Genomic DNA, 15721 nt, shown 5'->3' with positions numbered 1-15721 from the left:
TTCGGAAGCACCCTGATGGATACCTGCTACAGGAAACCGGGGCGGGGGTCGATTGGCAAGGAGAACTGGCTGGGCTAACACCCTATGGCTGAATTGAAAGCAAGTGAATGGAGCAGAGCGTGAGCGCACGGGAAAACCTAGAGAAAGTGCGAGCAGCAATTGCCGCAGCAGAAACCGAAACGGACAGAAAAAGCGGCTCCGTGCGACTGGTGGCGGTCTCCAAGACGAAACCTCCGGAGGAGATCAGTCCAGTCATCGAAGCGGGTCAGCGCGTATTTGGCGAAAACCGTGTTCAGGAGGCCCAATCCAAGTGGCCTGGCCTGAAAGGCGAAACGACCGGGATCGAACTGCATCTGATCGGGCCACTTCAATCCAACAAGACAGCTGAAGCGGTGGCGCTGTTTGACGTCATTCAAACCGTTGACCGGGAAAAGATCGCCAGGGAAATCGCGCGTGAAACCAAGAAGCAGGACAAACACCCCATTCTCTATGTTCAGGTGAACACCGGGTCGGAGCCGCAAAAGGCAGGAATTGAGCCCGATGAGGCGGATGCATTCATTGCGATGTGCCGCGTGGAACTGGGCCTCAAGATTTCTGGCCTGATGTGTATACCGCCGGTGGAAGAAAATCCGGGGCCGCATTTTGCCTTGCTGGCCAAGATTGCCCGCGAAAACCATATCGAGACGCTTTCCATGGGCATGTCAGATGATTTCGAGACGGCAATTGCCTTTGGTGCGACCGAAGTCAGGGTGGGCTCGGCAATTTTTGGTGCGCGCTAATCGATTTGAGGCGATGATCTAGCCGTTCGTCTAGTTTTCGCTGTCTCTCGATAGGCATAGGGTGCCGCGAAATCGGGTTATCGGGGGATTGGCGTGACACATGTGTGCTGCGCCAAAATATTTTGGAGGAGATGGTCGTGGTGAGCAGTTATGGTGAGGTCTATGAAAACTGGCGCCAGAATCCTGAAGGGTTCTGGATGGAGCAGGCCGCCGCGATCGACTGGTTCACAAAGCCTGAGACTGCGTTCGATCCTGACTTGGGCGTCTATGGAGGCTGGTATCCGGATGGGATCACCAACACCTGCTACAACTGCCTGGATCGCCATGTCGCTGGAGGCCGGGGCGAACAGGCGGCGCTGATCTATGACAGCCCGATCACGGGGACCAAACGTTCGATCAGCTATGCTGCGATGCTTGCGGAAGTCGAGGCATTTGCCGGAGCCTTGGCCGACAAAGGCGTTGGCAAGGGCGACCGGGTCGTCATCTACATGCCGATGGTGCCTGAAGCGATTGTGGCGATGCTGGCGTGTGCGCGTCTGGGCGCCGTTCATTCAGTGGTTTTCGGCGGGTTCGCGGCCTCTGAGCTTGCCACCCGTATAGAAGACTGCAAGGCGAAGCTGATTGTCAGCGCGTCCTGCGGTATCGAGCCGGGACGGATCGTTGCCTACAAGCCGTTGCTTGACGCGGCGATCGAGCACTCGCATCACAATCCCGATGCAACGATCGTGCTGCAGCGGGAGCAACATCGCTGTGACCTGATCGAGGGACGCGATTTCGATTATGCCTCACTGATCGAAGCAAATGCCGGACGGAAGGTTGATTGCACTCCGGTTCAGGCGACCGATCCGCTCTATGTTCTCTACACATCCGGTACCACCGGGCAGCCGAAGGGCGTGGTGCGCGACAATGGCGGCCACATGGCTGCGCTCTACTGGTCCATGCATGCGATCTATGGCGTGAAACCGGGTGAGGTGTTCTGGGCGGCATCCGATATCGGCTGGGTCGTGGGCCACTCCTATATCGTCTATGCGCCGCTGTTGCATGGCAACACAACAATCGTGTTTGAAGGCAAGCCGGTGGGGACACCAGACGCGGGCACGTTCTGGCGCGTGATTTCCGAGCACAAGGTCGCAGTGCTGTTTACCGCGCCAACCGCATTTCGCGCCATCCGCAAGGAAGACCCGCAAGGCAGCCTGATCGGTAACTACGATATGTCCGCTTACCGGGCCTTGTTTCTGGCCGGTGAACGCGCAGACCCTGATACCATTCATTGGGCGGAAAAGGTGCTCAATGTCCCCGTGATCGATCACTGGTGGCAGACCGAGACTGGCTGGACCATAGCCGGCAACCCGATGGGGTTGGGCCTGCTGCCGGTCAAATACGGCTCGCCCGCTGTTGCGATGCCTGGTTATGACGTTCAGGTTCTCGATGATGCCGGCCATCCGGTAGCGGCCGGAACTCTTGGCAATGTCGTGGTCAAAATGCCGCTGCCGCCTGGCTGTCTGCCGACGCTGTGGAATGCCGATAACCGGTTTCGGGATTCCTATCTGGCGGAATTCCCGGGCTACTACAAAACCGCTGACGCCGGCTTCATTGATGATGACGGATATCTGTTCATCATGGCGCGCACGGATGACATCATCAACGTGGCGGGCCACCGTCTGTCGACGGGCGGGATGGAAGAGGCGGTTTCCGGCCATCCGGATGTGGTGGAATGTGCGGTTATCGGCATCGCCGACGCCATGAAGGGCCAGATTCCGGCGGGTTTCATCGTCATCAACAACGGCCATGGCCGGACCGATGACGAAGTCGAGAAGGAAGTGGTGAAACTGGTGCGCGATCAGATCGGGCCGGTGGCTGCATTCAAGACAGTGATGGTGGTCAAGCGGCTTCCAAAAACCCGTTCTGGCAAGATCCTGCGTGCGACCATGCAGAAAATCGCCGATGGCGAGGCATGGAAAATGCCAGCTACCATTGATGATCCTGCAGTTCTCGACGAAATTGCCGAGGTGCTGGCAAAGCGCGGGATGGCCAGGAAGAGCGATTGACCTTGCGTGTCGTCCACGTCAATGTCCCGCCGCTTCGCTGCAGCGCCAGACCGGATTTCAAATTGGATTTTTCGGACCGTGGCTGCAATCGACAGGTTAGAGCGATCATCGCGCATTCTAGATAAGGCGCCGCGCTCTATGAAAGGGATAAGACTATGAAACTGGATGGACGAACAGCCATTGTCACCGGCGGCGCCAAGGGTATCGGGCTGGCGATTGTGCGCCGCCTGGCCGCCGAGGGCGCCAAGGTGATGATCGCCGATATTGACGAGGCCGCCGGCGCTGCTGCGGTGAAAACAGCTTCAAATGACGGCGAGGTCCGGTTTACCGTTGCCGACGTGTCTGAGCGGCTTGATGTTCACAACCTGGTCGCCAAAACGATTGATGCCTTCGGCTCGATCAATGCGCTGGTCAACAATGCAGGGATCGTTCACACCGCCGATTTTCTTGATATCGAGGAGGCCGATTTCGATCGCGTTCTGGGCGTCAACCTCAAGAGCGCGTTTCTGTGCGGGCAGGCCGTAGCACGGCATATGGTAGAGCAGATCTCGAACGGTGAAGAGCCGGGCTCCATCGTCAACATGTCCTCGATCAACGATACCTTCGCCATAGCCAACCAGGTGCCCTATTCGGTGTCGAAGGGTGGTTTGAGCCAGTTGACCAAGGTGATGGCTTTGTCGCTGGCGCCGCATGGTATCCGGGTCAACGCGGTTGGTCCCGGCTCGATCATGACCGACCTGCTGGCAACAGTGGTCGACAATCCGGAAGCCAGAACCAGGATCCTGTCGCGCACGCCGCTTGGCCGTATCGGTGATCCGTCCGAAATCGCAGCCGTGACCGCATTCCTGCTCTCGCAAGATGCAAGCTATGTCACAGGTCAGACAATTTATGCCGACGGTGGTCGCATGCCGCTGAATTACACGGTTCCGGTCAAGGATTGATTCACGGGAAACAGTCCGTTCGATGATGCCAAAGCTGCCGCAAGAAACAAAAAGGCCCGGCATTGCCGGGCCTTTTGCATGTCATGAGGGCATGAGTTTTCAGTTGTTGTCTTCGTCTTCTTCCGGCTCGGTGCGCTTCATCGAGGACAGTTTTGCAAAAACTGCATCTGCATCGATTTCCTTCTCGCCGTCTTCGTCCACCGGAGTGGCCGCTTCGGTCTCACGCGCGGAAACCAGCACGCTGTCATGCTCCGCACCAGCGTGTGGGCCGCGGTTCTTGGAGGCGCGCTCGACTTCAAGGTCGAGATCGATCTGTGTGCACAGCCCGAGGGTGACTGGATCCATCGGCGTCAGGTTTGCCGCATTCCAGTGGGTGCGGCCGCGGATCTGTTCGATGGTCGATTTGGTGGTGCCGACCAGGCGCGAAACCTGGGCATCCTTGAGTTCGGGATGGTTGCGCACCAGCCAGAGGATGGCGTTGGGCCGATCCTGACGCTTGGACACCGGGGTGTATCGTGGACCCTTGCGCTTGGATTCCGGTACGCGAACCTTTGGTTCGGAGAGCTTCAGCTTGATCTCGGGGTTGGCTTCAGCCGCCGAGATTTCTTCCCGAGACAGCTGTCCGGTGCCGATCGGGTCGAGACCCTTGATGCCTTGCGAGGCTTCGCCGTCGGCGATTGCCTTCACCTCAAGCGGGTGAAGTTTGCAAAACTGCGCGATCTGGTCGAAGCTCAATGCGGTGTTGTCAACAAGCCAGACGGCGGTCGCCTTAGGCATGAGAAGCTGCTGTGCCATGAATACAATCCTCCTGTCCGTCCGCTCCGGGGGCGCGGGCCGTGGATGAAACCACCATTTCCGGGAAATCGGCGTTCTTATAACCGCTAGTCCGGTTAATTGCAATTGTTGCCGCATGGTTTCGCAAACCGACCCATTGTCTAATTGCACCAATGATTTGCGCTGGTATTAATGGTCGTCATGGAAGTCGGGTTGCGCTTAAGTTTATGCTGGGCGCATGCTGTAAGTGAGGAGGGTCCAATGCCGCAGAAAACCTACAAAGTCCTGAAAGACGCGAAATCCAGAGCGTTGATTGATGATGAGACATACCAGAAATGGTACAAGCAGAGCATCAAGGATCCTGAAAAGTTCTGGGGCAAGCACGGCAAGCGAATTGACTGGTTCAAACCCTACACAAAGGTCAAGAACACCAGCTTTACAGGCAAGGTAGCGATCAAGTGGTTTGAGGATGGCCTGACAAATGTCTCCTACAATTGCATCGACCGGCATCTCGAAAAGCGCGGCGATCAGGTGGCGATCATCTGGGAGGGAGACAACCCGTACGATGACAAGAAGATCACGTACCGCGAGCTATATGATCAGGTTTGTCGTCTTTCCAATGTGATGAAATCGAAGGGTGTGAAGAGGGGTGACCGGGTCACCATCTACATGCCGATGATTCCGGAAGCCGCTTATGCGATGCTTGCCTGCACCCGCATCGGTGCAATCCATTCGATCGTTTTCGGCGGTTTTTCGCCGGATGCGCTGGCCGGGCGAATCAGTGACTGCGAATCAACCTTCGTGATTACGGCCGATGAAGGCCTGCGCGGCGGCAAGAAAATTCCGCTCAAGCACAACACCGATCTCGCCATCGAGATTGCCCAACGCGCAGGCGTTACCGTCAAGAATGTGCTGGTTGTCCAGCGCACAGCCGGGAAGATCGAATGGTATGATGATCGTGATATCTGGTATCACGAGGCCGTGGCTGCCGCGAAACCGGATTGCCCGCCTGCCAAGATGAAGGCGGAAGATCCGCTGTTCATCCTCTACACCTCAGGTTCGACCGGAAAGCCCAAGGGCGTGCTGCACACCACCGGCGGCTACCTGGTCTATGCCTCGATGACCCATGAATATGTCTTCGACTATCATGAAGGGGACATCTACTGGTGCACCGCCGATGTCGGCTGGGTCACCGGGCACTCCTATATTGTCTACGGGCCGCTCGCCAATGGCGCGACCACGCTGATGTTCGAGGGCGTGCCGAACTACCCATCGCCGAGCCGGTTCTGGGATGTGGTCGACAAGCACCAGGTCAACATCTTCTACACGGCGCCGACCGCCATTCGCGCCCTGATGGGTGCGGGTGACGATCACGTCAAGAAATCCTCGCGCAAATCGCTGCGCACGCTTGGATCTGTGGGCGAGCCGATCAATCCCGAAGCCTGGGTCTGGTATTACAATGTCGTCGGCGACAAGCGCTGTCCGATCGTTGATACCTGGTGGCAGACCGAGACCGGCGGGATTCTGATCAGTCCTCTGCCCGGGGCAACGCCTCTGAAGCCTGGATCGGCAACGCGACCGTTCTTTGGCGTTCAGCCACAGCTGGTCGATGGCGACGGCGATGTGCTGGAAGGCACTGCAGAAGGCAATTTGTGCATCACCGATTCCTGGCCAGGGCAGATGCGTACGGTCTACGGCGATCATGAGCGCTTCATCCAGACCTATTTCTCCACCTACAAGGGTAAGTACTTCACCGGTGACGGCTGCCGTCGTGATGCGGATGGCTATTACTGGATTACAGGCCGCGTTGATGACGTGATCAACGTGTCGGGCCACCGTATGGGCACAGCCGAAGTTGAAAGCGCGCTTGTTTCGCACGATTCGGTGTCTGAAGCTGCGGTCGTGGGCTATCCACACGACGTCAAGGGTCAGGGCATTTACTGCTACATCACGCTGATGGAAGGCCAAGAGGGTGATGATGCGCTGCGCAAGGCGCTGGTCAATCATGTTCGCCACGAGATCGGTCCAATCGCCTCGCCTGACAAGATCCAGTTCTCGCCGGGCCTGCCAAAGACCCGTTCTGGCAAGATCATGCGCCGGATCCTGCGCAAGATTGCTGAGGACGAGTTCAGCGCACTTGGCGACACTTCGACGCTTTCCGATCCTGGCGTTGTTGATGATCTGATTGCCAACCGGCAGAACAAGAAGGGCTGATCAGGCTCCGGCAATCCGGCTTTCGCCATTGAGGGCGATATGCCCTGCCCGGGCATGGATTGAGCCTTGAATTGCGTTCCAGGCCCACCCTTTGATTGGGGCGGGCTTTTTGACGAATGGCTTATAATCAGGCGCTTTTTGCCTCTTGCAATCAGTCCAAGACGGGTACAGACTACCCCTGTCTTTAACCATTGAAAGGAGGTGATCCGATGTCGAGTGATTCCCATAAGCCGGTTCGTACGAAACGGATTACCGGACTTCGGAGCAGCCTCTGAAGAGCCGGTAATGCTGGCAAGTCCTGATCCATCTTTGATGTGATCGGGCAGGCGTGCAACCGGCGCTGGAATTCACGAAGGCCACCCCTTGCGGGTGGCCTTTTTGATGTCAGGCTTCCTGTAAGTCGGCTCTCCAAACCCTATCCCGCGCATTCCGCCTTCTCGCGCTTGCCGCCCGCATAGGGCCGGGCGAGGCCACTTGCCAGCATGGCGGAGGCAATGTCGCGTGTTCCAGCCGTCATGTCGGCCAGCACGCGGCCGTAATATTTTCCGCCAGATACATTGATCAATTGGACTGTCGAGAAGCCTGTCACCAGCCGCTCGAGCTCGGTGCGCGCCAGTAGGGCGGCTGCGCGCTCGTTCGGGCACCGGGACCTTTTCTCGGGCGTATCGATGCCACGCAAACGGACCGATACGCGCACCGCATGGCCTGGCCAGGGGTGTGCGTCGACCTCAATCGTGTCCCCATCGATGATCCGTATGATCTGAGCTGTCACCGGTCCGGCGATACTGCGCCATTGATTGTCCGCAGCAGTGGTGGTCTTCACCGGGGCGCATGAAAGGCCAAGCGAAAGAATGAATATGGAAGCTGCGCGCGAATCATTGCTCATGGGAACGGAATATATTCCTATATTCCGTGGGGATCAACAGCGGGTTGGCTAGAAATCGATGGCGCGGCCGTTGATTTCCCAGTCGCCAAAGCGAGCCGGATCGGCACCGCCCCGTCCGCCGACTTCCTTCTCAGCCGCACGCAATTCCATGTCGCGGGCCTGCCGCCTGGCTTCCGCTTCCGCCAGCGCACGTTCAGCGGCAGGGCTCAGTGGCGGCTTTTCCACGGTTTCCAGCGCTTCGCTCTGACCCAAACCGCTCGATTCAGTTGCGTATTTCAGCGTTTCGGTGGGATTTTCGTCTTTGCTCATGGGAGGGGTCTACCAGTCTGGCATTCACATTGAAGATTATCTTGAAACAACCCATATCTAGCGTCACAAGCGACAAATTCCAAACCCTTGCGCCAGATCAGGCAAAAAGGTGCCAGGTCGCCGGAAAGGATGACGCACATGAACCTTGTTCGCTCAGCCATGCTGATTGCCCTGATGACAGCTCTTTTCATGGGCGTTGGCTATCTCATTGGTGGCACCGGCGGGATGATGATAGCTTTCGTTGTCGCCGCAGGGATTAACCTGTTCTCCTACTGGAATTCCGACAAGATGGTGCTCCGTATGCACCACGCAGTGGAAGTGGACGCCAAGACCGCGCCGGAATTTTATCAGATTGTCGCTGATCTGGCACAGAATGCTGGCCTGCCGATGCCGAAGGTCTATGTGATCCACAATCAGCAGCCGAATGCTTTTGCGACCGGCCGCAATCCCGAGAATGCAGCCGTAGCGGCATCTGTCGGTCTTCTCAACAGCTTGACTGACGAGGAAGTGGCAGCCGTCATGGCGCATGAGCTTGCACATGTGCAGCACCGTGACACGCTTATCATGACCATTACCGCGACGCTTGCCGGCGCAATTTCAATGCTCGGCAATTTCGCGCTGTTTTTCGGCGGCAATCGTAATAACAACAATCCGTTTGGCTTCATCGGAGTGTTGGTTGCCATGCTGGTTGCACCCTTCGCAGCCATGCTGGTGCAAATGATGATCAGCCGGACCCGCGAATATGCTGCCGACAGGCGTGGTGCGGAAATCTGTGGTAATCCGCTTTGGCTGGCTTCGGCGCTGAAGAAGATTGCCATGGGGGCCGGACGTGTGGTCAACGAAGATGCCGAACGCAATCCGGCGACGGCGCATATGTTCATTATCAATCCTCTGAATGGTCAACGCATGGACAGTCTGTTTTCAACTCACCCGGCAACGGAAAACCGCATCGCAGCGCTCGAGGCGATGGCTGGAGAGTTTGCTGCTGCGCCTTCTCGCCAGTCGGCACGGCCAGCGAAAACATCGGTTCCGCAAGCCGGGCCCTGGGGACGTGATGGCTCGACGCGCAAGGGGCCTTGGTCTTGACCGCAATGCGGCCTGGCCGCCGAGAGCGGATGCGACACGGAAAAACACATGCCGGGTTTGATCAGAGCGATCTGAAGCCAGGACTGGCCGCCCGCCAGGCAGCGGCACGGCTCTTGTCAGCAGTGACGGAAAGCCGGGCATCGCTGGACGGGCTTCTGGATCCAGCAGGTGGCAATCCGGCGTTTACAGGGCTTGGAGACCAGGACAGGCTTCTGGTGCGTGCCATTCTTCTGTCAGCGCTCCGACATCTTCAGGTCATTGATGCCTTCATCGACCGGCTTGTCGACAATCCATTGCCGGAAGGTGCGAAAGCGTTGCGGCAGGTGTTGCGCGTCGGCGCCGCCCAGATCCTCTATCTCGATGTGCCCGATCGGGCGGCCGTTGATCTGGCAGTTACTCAGGCCGATTCTGATCCGCGAAATCGTCGGTTTGCAGGCCTGGTCAATGCCCTGTTGCGCCGGATGGGGCGTGAGAAAGATACGCTTTTGCCTGAGATCGCGGCAGAAACGCCTGACTTTCCGGAGTGGTTTGAAAGCCGGCTTCACACATCTTATGTCGCGGATGCCAAGGCGATCCTTGAAATCCTGTCTGAGCCGCCTGCCATCGACCTGACTGTAAAGCGAGATGCTGAAGGCTGGGCCGAACGGCTCGGCGGCGTGGTGTTGCCAACCGGGTCAGTCCGGATCGGCCGGCCCGAAGGTCCGGTTTCGGGCCTTGAAGGCTATGATGACGGCGGTTGGTGGGTTCAGGACGCGGCCGCCAGTCTGCCGGCGCAGTTGTTCTCGAAACTCGAAGGGCTGGAAATCGTCGATCTCTGTGCTGCTCCGGGTGGCAAGACCGCGCAACTTGCTCTGGCCGGTGCACGCGTGACGGCCTGCGACCAGTCCGCGACACGGCTTGACCGGCTGCGCGGAAATCTGGAGCGCCTCGGTCTTGACGTCGCCACCCAATTGACCCGGGCCCAGGATCTGGTTGCCCCAGAGGGGTTTGACGGGGTGCTGCTTGATGCGCCCTGCTCCTCGACCGGAACTGTTCGCCGTCATCCAGACATCCCCTATACCAAAGGGCCGGAAGACATCATGCGTCTGGCCCGTGTGCAGCGTGATCTGCTCGATCATGCGGCGGGTCTGGTGCGTCCGGATGGTGAACTGGTGTTTTCCAACTGCTCGCTCGATCCTGAAGAGGGCGAAGAGATGGTGGCGGGTTTTCTTGCCGACCATCCGGGCTGGAAGATAAGGCCGGTTGATCCGGCGCGGTGGCCGGGGCTTGAAGCGGCAATTACCGCCAAGGGTGAAGTCAGGACCCATCCGGCCATGCTTGCAAACGACGATCCGCGGCTCGCCGGGCTTGACGGCTTCTACGCGGTGGTGTTGATCCGGTCATAAGGGCAGCCTGCAGGACCGACTTGCAGAGTGTAGGCGTCGTCTACTCATTCAGAAGGTCAAATTAGCAACAGTTGAACAATCAAGCCACTGTGCTACGATTCTCGTCCGGTGGAGGGCCGGGACCCGGTTTCAGGAATTCCCGATTGGCATTTTCAATTTTAGACTCGCAACGTTCAGGGCAATTGTACGGGACGGAGATCTGGCGGCGTTTTGCGCGCCGGATAGCGTTGGGCCGAATCAGCGCCCTGCGGTTTACCGGTGGAACTCCGGACCGGCTTGTGGTCGCGCCGATTGATCTGCGGATTGCTGATCCGCACATTGCGGAAGAAATCTATTCCGGACGCTTCGCCATGGGTGGAAGCATGATCGACACCGATGGCGGGAGCCCGTTTCAGGTTGAGGGTTCAAGCGAATCCTTCGAACGCAGTCTGCATGGCTTTGGCTGGCTCAGGCACATGCGTGCGGCTGATCATGATCTGGCTTTTGCCAACGCCCGCGCGCTGGTTGATGACTGGATCGTTGTCGAGGGGCGCGAGCTGGGCGGGCTTGCCTATGAGCCTGATGTCTTGGCCAACCGGTTGATTGCCTGGTTTTCCCATTCGCCGATTGTGTTGCGTGGGGCCGATCACGGGTTTTACAGGCGGTTTCTCAAGAGCATTGCCTTGCAAACGCGGTATCTCAAGCATGTGTCCAGGGCAATGCCTGGCGATGCAACGCGCTTCAAGGCGCGGATAGCGCTGGCGATGGCCAGTTTGTGCATGCCGTCGAGCACCGGCGCGGTGCGGGCTGCGTCGCGCAATCTCGACAGCGAGATCAATGGCCAGATTCTGCCTGATGGCGGGCATGTTTCGCGCAATCCGATGGTTTTGATCGACCTGCTGACAAACCTGCTGCCGCTGAAGCAAACCTACATAAACCTGGGCCAGAAGCCGCCGCGCAATATGGCTGCCGGGATGGACCGGATGTTTTCGGCCCTGCGCTTCTTCCGTCATTCGAACGGCGAGCTGGTTCTGTTCAATGGGTCTTCAGCGGTGTCTGCGGACCGGCTTCTGGGTGTATTGCGGTATGATGAGACCTCCGGCGCCGCGTTTCGGGAAATGCCGCATTCGCATTATCAGAGGTTATCAGCTGGAAATGCACTGCTGGTTGCCGATACGGGCGCGCCGCCCAACGGGATCCTGTCCGCCCAGGCGCATGCCGGGTGCCTTTCGTTCGAGCTGTCTTCAGGTGCGAACTGTTTCATCGTCAATGCGGGCACCCCTGTGGTTTCCCACACATCCTATGCTGATTTTGCCAGGATGACTGCCGCCCACAGCACAGTGACGCTGGGCGACCGGTCATCGCTGAAATTCTCGCAGTCTTCGTTTTTGGGTCCGATTGTCACCGGTGGCGTGCGCCACGTAACGGTGGAATCACTCGATGAGGAGGGCAAGCACCAGGGGTTCAGTGCGACCCATGATGGATATGCCAGTAACCTCAGACTTCTGCATCGTCGCAAGATCAGAATGCTGACGTCCGGACACGAGGTGCAGGGCCGGGATCAGATTCTCGCACCCGATGAAAGTCAGCCAAAAGCCGATGACAAGACGGTAGCCGTCGCGCGGTTTCACATCCACCCGACCATAACGGTGTCACAGGATGAGGATGGCGTGGTTCACCTGACTGCCGGTGATGGTGAATCCTGGGCCTTTGTCGCGCGGGATCTGCAGCCGCAAATTGAGGAAGACGTCTACTTCGCCGACCTCGCAGGGGCCCGGACCAGCAAGCAGATCACGCTGGAATTCAAAGTGGGCGAGCAGCCCCAGGTTGACTGGAAGCTGATCCGCACCAATCTGCCGAGGGCATAGGACCGGCAAGTCAGTTGCCCGCCTGAACTTCTGATCTCCGCCTTTGATATGGATCTGTCGGGGAGGAACCATGTTTGTGTCAGGTCCAGCGATGCGGCTGACTGATCAGGCAATGGTCCACAGATAAGCCCATTTGCGTGTTTTATCAGACATCGGCCTGTGTTAACGCATCCTCGCCGCCCGGCTGATGCGGCTGTTTTCGAAGGATTTCCCTATGGCTGTCGTATCCAAGAACCATCCTGTACCGGACCTGGTAAAAATTCGCCGCGCATTGTTGTCGGTTTCAGACAAGACCGGCCTGGTGGATTTTGCGCGTGGCCTAGCTGAGCTTGGAGTGGAGCTGGTTTCGACCGGCGGCACCCGTGCGGCACTCGAAGCGGCAGGCCTCAAGGTCAAGGATGTGTCTGACCTGACAGGATTTCCTGAAATCATGGATGGCCGGGTCAAGACATTGCATCCTGGTGTACATGGTGGCCTGCTCTCCATCCGTGACGACGCGGAGCACCGTTCGGCGATGCAGGCGCATGATATTGCCGAGATCGATCTGGCTGTGGTCAATCTCTACCCGTTCGAACAGACGGTGGCAGGTGGAGCCGACGCCGCGACGATTGTCGAGAACATCGATATTGGCGGACCGGCGATGATCCGTGCGTCCGCCAAGAACCATGCCTATGTGACTGCAATTACCGACCCAGAAGATTACACCCGCGTTCTTGAAGCGCTTCAGAGCCATGGCGGCTCCGTTCCGTTGACGCTTCGCCGCGAGCTCGCAGCATTGGCTTTTGCCCGGACCGCGGCCTACGACTCGGCTGTGTCGGGATGGTTTGCAAAGGAGCTGGCGCTTGAAGCGCCGCGCCACCGCGCCTTTGGCGGCCAGTTGCTTGATGTCATGCGTTATGGGGAGAACCCGCATCAGGCGGCGGCATTCTATTCCAACGGTGAAAAGCGCCCCGGTGTGGCGACAGCGACATTGTTGCAGGGCAAGCAGCTCTCCTACAACAATATCAACGACACAGATGCGGCATTCGAGCTTGTCAGCGAGTTCGATCAGCAACGCGCCGCCTGTGCCATCATCAAGCACGCAAACCCCTGTGGCGTCGCCGTCGGTGAAAGCCTGGTGGAAGCCTATCACCGGGCGCTTGAATGCGACCAGACCTCGGCGTTTGGTGGCATCATCGCGCTCAACCGCACACTCGATGCCGAGACGGCTTCCGAGATCGTCAAGCTGTTCACGGAAGTGATCATCGCTCCGGATGCGAGCGAAGAAGCTCGCGAGATCCTGTCGGCCAAGAAGAACCTGCGGCTGATGGTGACGGGAGAACTCGCGGATCCGCGCCAGCCCGGCATCACGGTCAAGACAGTTGCAGGCGGGTTGCTGGTGCAGGGACGTGACAACGGGATCGTGCTTCCGGAAGACTTCAAGGTCGTGACCAAGCGTGCACCGGATGCGTGTGAGCTCTCTGATCTGGCCTTTGCTTTCCGCGTTGCCAAGCACGTCAAATCCAACGCCATTGTCTATGCGCTCAACGGTGCAACGGTCGGTATTGGTGCTGGTCAGATGAGCCGGGTGGATTCAGCCCGGATCGCGGCGCGCAAGGCGGTTGATGCGGCTGAAGTGCTGGGTCTGGCGGAACCGCTGACCAAAGGCAGCGTTGTTGCGTCTGACGCGTTCTTCCCGTTTGCGGACGGATTGCTGTCGGCCATCGAGGCGGGCGCCACCGCGGTCATCCAGCCGGGCGGATCAATGCGGGATCAGGATGTCATTGATGCGGCTGATGAGGCTGGCGTCGCGATGGTGTTCACCGGGATGCGGCATTTCCGGCATTAATGATCTGTTAGGCATGTTTTCTGATTTGCGCGTCGCACAGCCGGTTTGCTGTGCGTGTTAACGCATCGCCATTGTTTGGCGGTGTAGAGCGTGACAAGCGTATTCAATAGATGTTTCAACGCCTTGCCGAGTTCAAATCTGGCTGCGGAAGCGATTCCGTACTCCGAGTACTGATCCATACTTCAAGTATGGACTCGTCGCGCCGTGCGCTATCAGCTCATCAATTTTCCTGTTCGCGGGCGGGCTGGTCTGCCGGGTAGGGCGTCGTCCACAGCAGGATCAAGCCCAGTGCAAAAAAGATGGTGATGGTCGCCATTCCCAACCGCGCAGATCCTGATAGGGCCGTGACAGTGGCGACCATGAAGGGCGCGGTGAAGCTCGTCGCGCGGCCTGCCAGCGCATAGATGCCGAAATAGCGCCCGGCTTCATCCTCGGTCACGCTACGGGCCATATAGGCGCGAGATGATGCCTGTACCGGGCCAAAGGCGATACCGATCAGAAGTCCGAAAGTGATGTAGGCCTTCTCCGCGGCGGTGCCGAACAGTCCGCCGTTATCTTCGTCGCCGAGGTTCAGTGCGCCAAACAGGGTAAAGCCCGGACCAGTGGAAACGATGCCGACCGTGGCGATCAACAAGAGCAGGATCGAGATCAGCACAACCAGCTTGGACCCCAGTTGGGTGTCGAGACGGCTGGCATAGAGGCACGAGAAAATCGCAACCACATTGAGCATGATGCCATAAATACCTATTTCAGTAATCGACCAGCCAAACATGGCAGCCGCAAAGCCTCCGCCCAGCGCCAGCAGCGCGTTGACGCCATCTTGGTAGATCATGCGTGCAATCAGAAAACGGAAAATGCCTGCACGCTGACGCACCTCGCCAAATGTCGACCTCAATTCCGCCAGACCCTCGCGCACCGCGCCTTTGACGGCCCTGCGCCCTCCCGCGTCGGGAGTGAACAGAAACATCGGCAGGATGAAAACAGCGTACCAGAGCGCCGAGATCGGTCCGGATGCCCGTGCGTCTTCTCCCTGGGACGGATCAAGGCCGAACAGCGGATCCATACCGAGAAGCGTCTTTCCTGTTTCGGGAGATGCCGAAAGGAAGAGGATGATGAAGATCAGGACAATCATGCCGCCAAGATAGCCCAGACCCCAGGCGAGATTGGAGACGCGGCCTATTTGGGCCTTGGGCACCAGCCGCAACAGCATCGAGTCATTAAACACAATGGAAAACTCGGCCGCCACCGAAGCGAGCGTGAATACAGCAACCACTGCCACGACACTGGATCCCGGCGCCGCGAACCACAATCCGCACAGGGCCAGGACCTTCATGATCGCAAAGACGGCGATCCAAGGCTTGCGTGGCCCGGTCTGATCAGCAATCGATCCGAGCAAGGGTGAAAAGACGGCAATCAGAAAGCCGCCTGCGGCGATGCCGTAGCCCCAGGCTGCCTGACCAGTCACCGGGTCGCTGGCCATCCGGCTGATGAAATAGGGGCCGAAGATAAAGGTGGTCACGACCGTAAAGAACGGTTGTGCCGCCCAATCGAACAACATCCAGCCCAATACCCCCCGGCGCTGAACAACAGGCGCTGACGGCGATCCGGTTACATCGGTCATCTC

The 15721-nt window shown here is 58.3% G+C and carries 12 protein-coding genes; 8 read left to right on the top strand and 4 right to left on the bottom strand.

Annotation, left to right across the window (positions count from 1 at the left end; translation table 11 throughout):
- The first annotated feature begins 119 nt into the window (after positions 1-119).
- From WNZ14_RS03690 to WNZ14_RS03680, 3 genes are all read left to right on the top strand, one after another.
- Entirely contained in the window at positions 120-779 is a 660-nt protein-coding gene (locus tag WNZ14_RS03690; RefSeq protein WP_342867247.1) for a YggS family pyridoxal phosphate-dependent enzyme, read from the top strand.
- Positions 780-916: 137 nt separating this feature from the next.
- Positions 917-2827 carry a propionyl-CoA synthetase gene (locus WNZ14_RS03685; RefSeq protein ID WP_342867246.1) on the top strand — a complete coding sequence of 637 codons (1911 nt, stop codon included), beginning with the start codon at positions 917-919 and terminating at the stop codon, positions 2825-2827.
- 155 nt (positions 2828-2982) lie between these two features.
- A complete protein-coding gene (locus tag WNZ14_RS03680) occupies positions 2983-3768 on the top strand; it encodes an SDR family oxidoreductase (RefSeq protein ID WP_342867245.1) in 786 nt (261 codons plus the stop codon).
- A gap of 99 nt (positions 3769-3867) precedes the next feature.
- Here the strand turns inward: WNZ14_RS03680 and WNZ14_RS03675 are convergent, their stop codons facing one another.
- Positions 3868-4563 carry a DUF1013 domain-containing protein gene (locus WNZ14_RS03675; RefSeq protein ID WP_342867244.1) on the bottom strand — a complete coding sequence of 232 codons (696 nt, stop codon included), beginning with the start codon at positions 4561-4563 and terminating at the stop codon, positions 3868-3870.
- Between the two features lie 240 nt (positions 4564-4803).
- Here WNZ14_RS03675 and acs point away from each other — a divergent pair, with 240 nt between their 5' ends.
- Complete coding sequence (acs, locus tag WNZ14_RS03670; RefSeq protein WP_342867243.1) at positions 4804-6756, top strand: acetate--CoA ligase; 1953 nt, start codon at positions 4804-4806, stop codon at positions 6754-6756.
- A 415-nt stretch (positions 6757-7171) separates the two neighbouring features.
- On the opposite strand, the gene WNZ14_RS03665 is transcribed toward acs, so the two are convergent.
- Both WNZ14_RS03665 and WNZ14_RS03660 read right to left on the bottom strand, forming a co-directional pair.
- Positions 7172-7642, bottom strand: a complete 471-nt coding sequence (locus tag WNZ14_RS03665) for a thermonuclease family protein (RefSeq protein ID WP_342867242.1) — start codon at positions 7640-7642, stop codon at positions 7172-7174.
- Positions 7643-7690: 48 nt separating this feature from the next.
- Entirely contained in the window at positions 7691-7951 is a 261-nt protein-coding gene (locus WNZ14_RS03660; protein WP_342867241.1) for a DUF1674 domain-containing protein, read from the bottom strand.
- Positions 7952-8089: 138 nt separating this feature from the next.
- Here WNZ14_RS03660 and htpX point away from each other — a divergent pair, with 138 nt between their 5' ends.
- The 4 genes from htpX to purH all read left to right on the top strand — a co-directional run bounded on the left by htpX (position 8090) and on the right by purH (position 14097).
- Positions 8090-9037, top strand: coding sequence for a zinc metalloprotease HtpX (htpX, locus tag WNZ14_RS03655; protein WP_342867240.1), 948 nt, complete (start codon positions 8090-8092; stop codon positions 9035-9037).
- Positions 9038-9066: 29 nt separating this feature from the next.
- Entirely contained in the window at positions 9067-10422 is a 1356-nt protein-coding gene (locus WNZ14_RS03650; protein WP_342867239.1) for an RsmB/NOP family class I SAM-dependent RNA methyltransferase, read from the top strand.
- 227 nt (positions 10423-10649) lie between these two features.
- Positions 10650-12269, top strand: coding sequence for a heparinase II/III family protein (locus tag WNZ14_RS03645; protein ID WP_342867238.1), 1620 nt, complete (start codon positions 10650-10652; stop codon positions 12267-12269).
- 214 nt (positions 12270-12483) lie between these two features.
- The gene (gene purH / locus WNZ14_RS03640) at positions 12484-14097 is read left to right on the top strand and encodes a bifunctional phosphoribosylaminoimidazolecarboxamide formyltransferase/IMP cyclohydrolase (RefSeq protein WP_342867237.1); all 1614 of its coding nucleotides are present in this window, start codon (positions 12484-12486) and stop codon (positions 14095-14097) included.
- Positions 14098-14317: 220 nt separating this feature from the next.
- On the opposite strand, the gene WNZ14_RS03635 is transcribed toward purH, so the two are convergent.
- Positions 14318-15718, bottom strand: a complete 1401-nt coding sequence (locus WNZ14_RS03635; protein WP_342867236.1) for an MFS transporter — start codon at positions 15716-15718, stop codon at positions 14318-14320.
- Positions 15719-15721 lie beyond the last annotated feature (3 nt).

The sequence above is a fragment of the Hoeflea sp. AS60 genome, assembly GCF_038900115.1.
Taxonomy (GTDB): Bacteria; Pseudomonadota; Alphaproteobacteria; order Rhizobiales; family Rhizobiaceae; genus Hoeflea.
The sequence above is the reverse complement of the archived record's forward strand: the minus strand, read 5'-3'. Positions and strand labels throughout refer to the sequence as shown.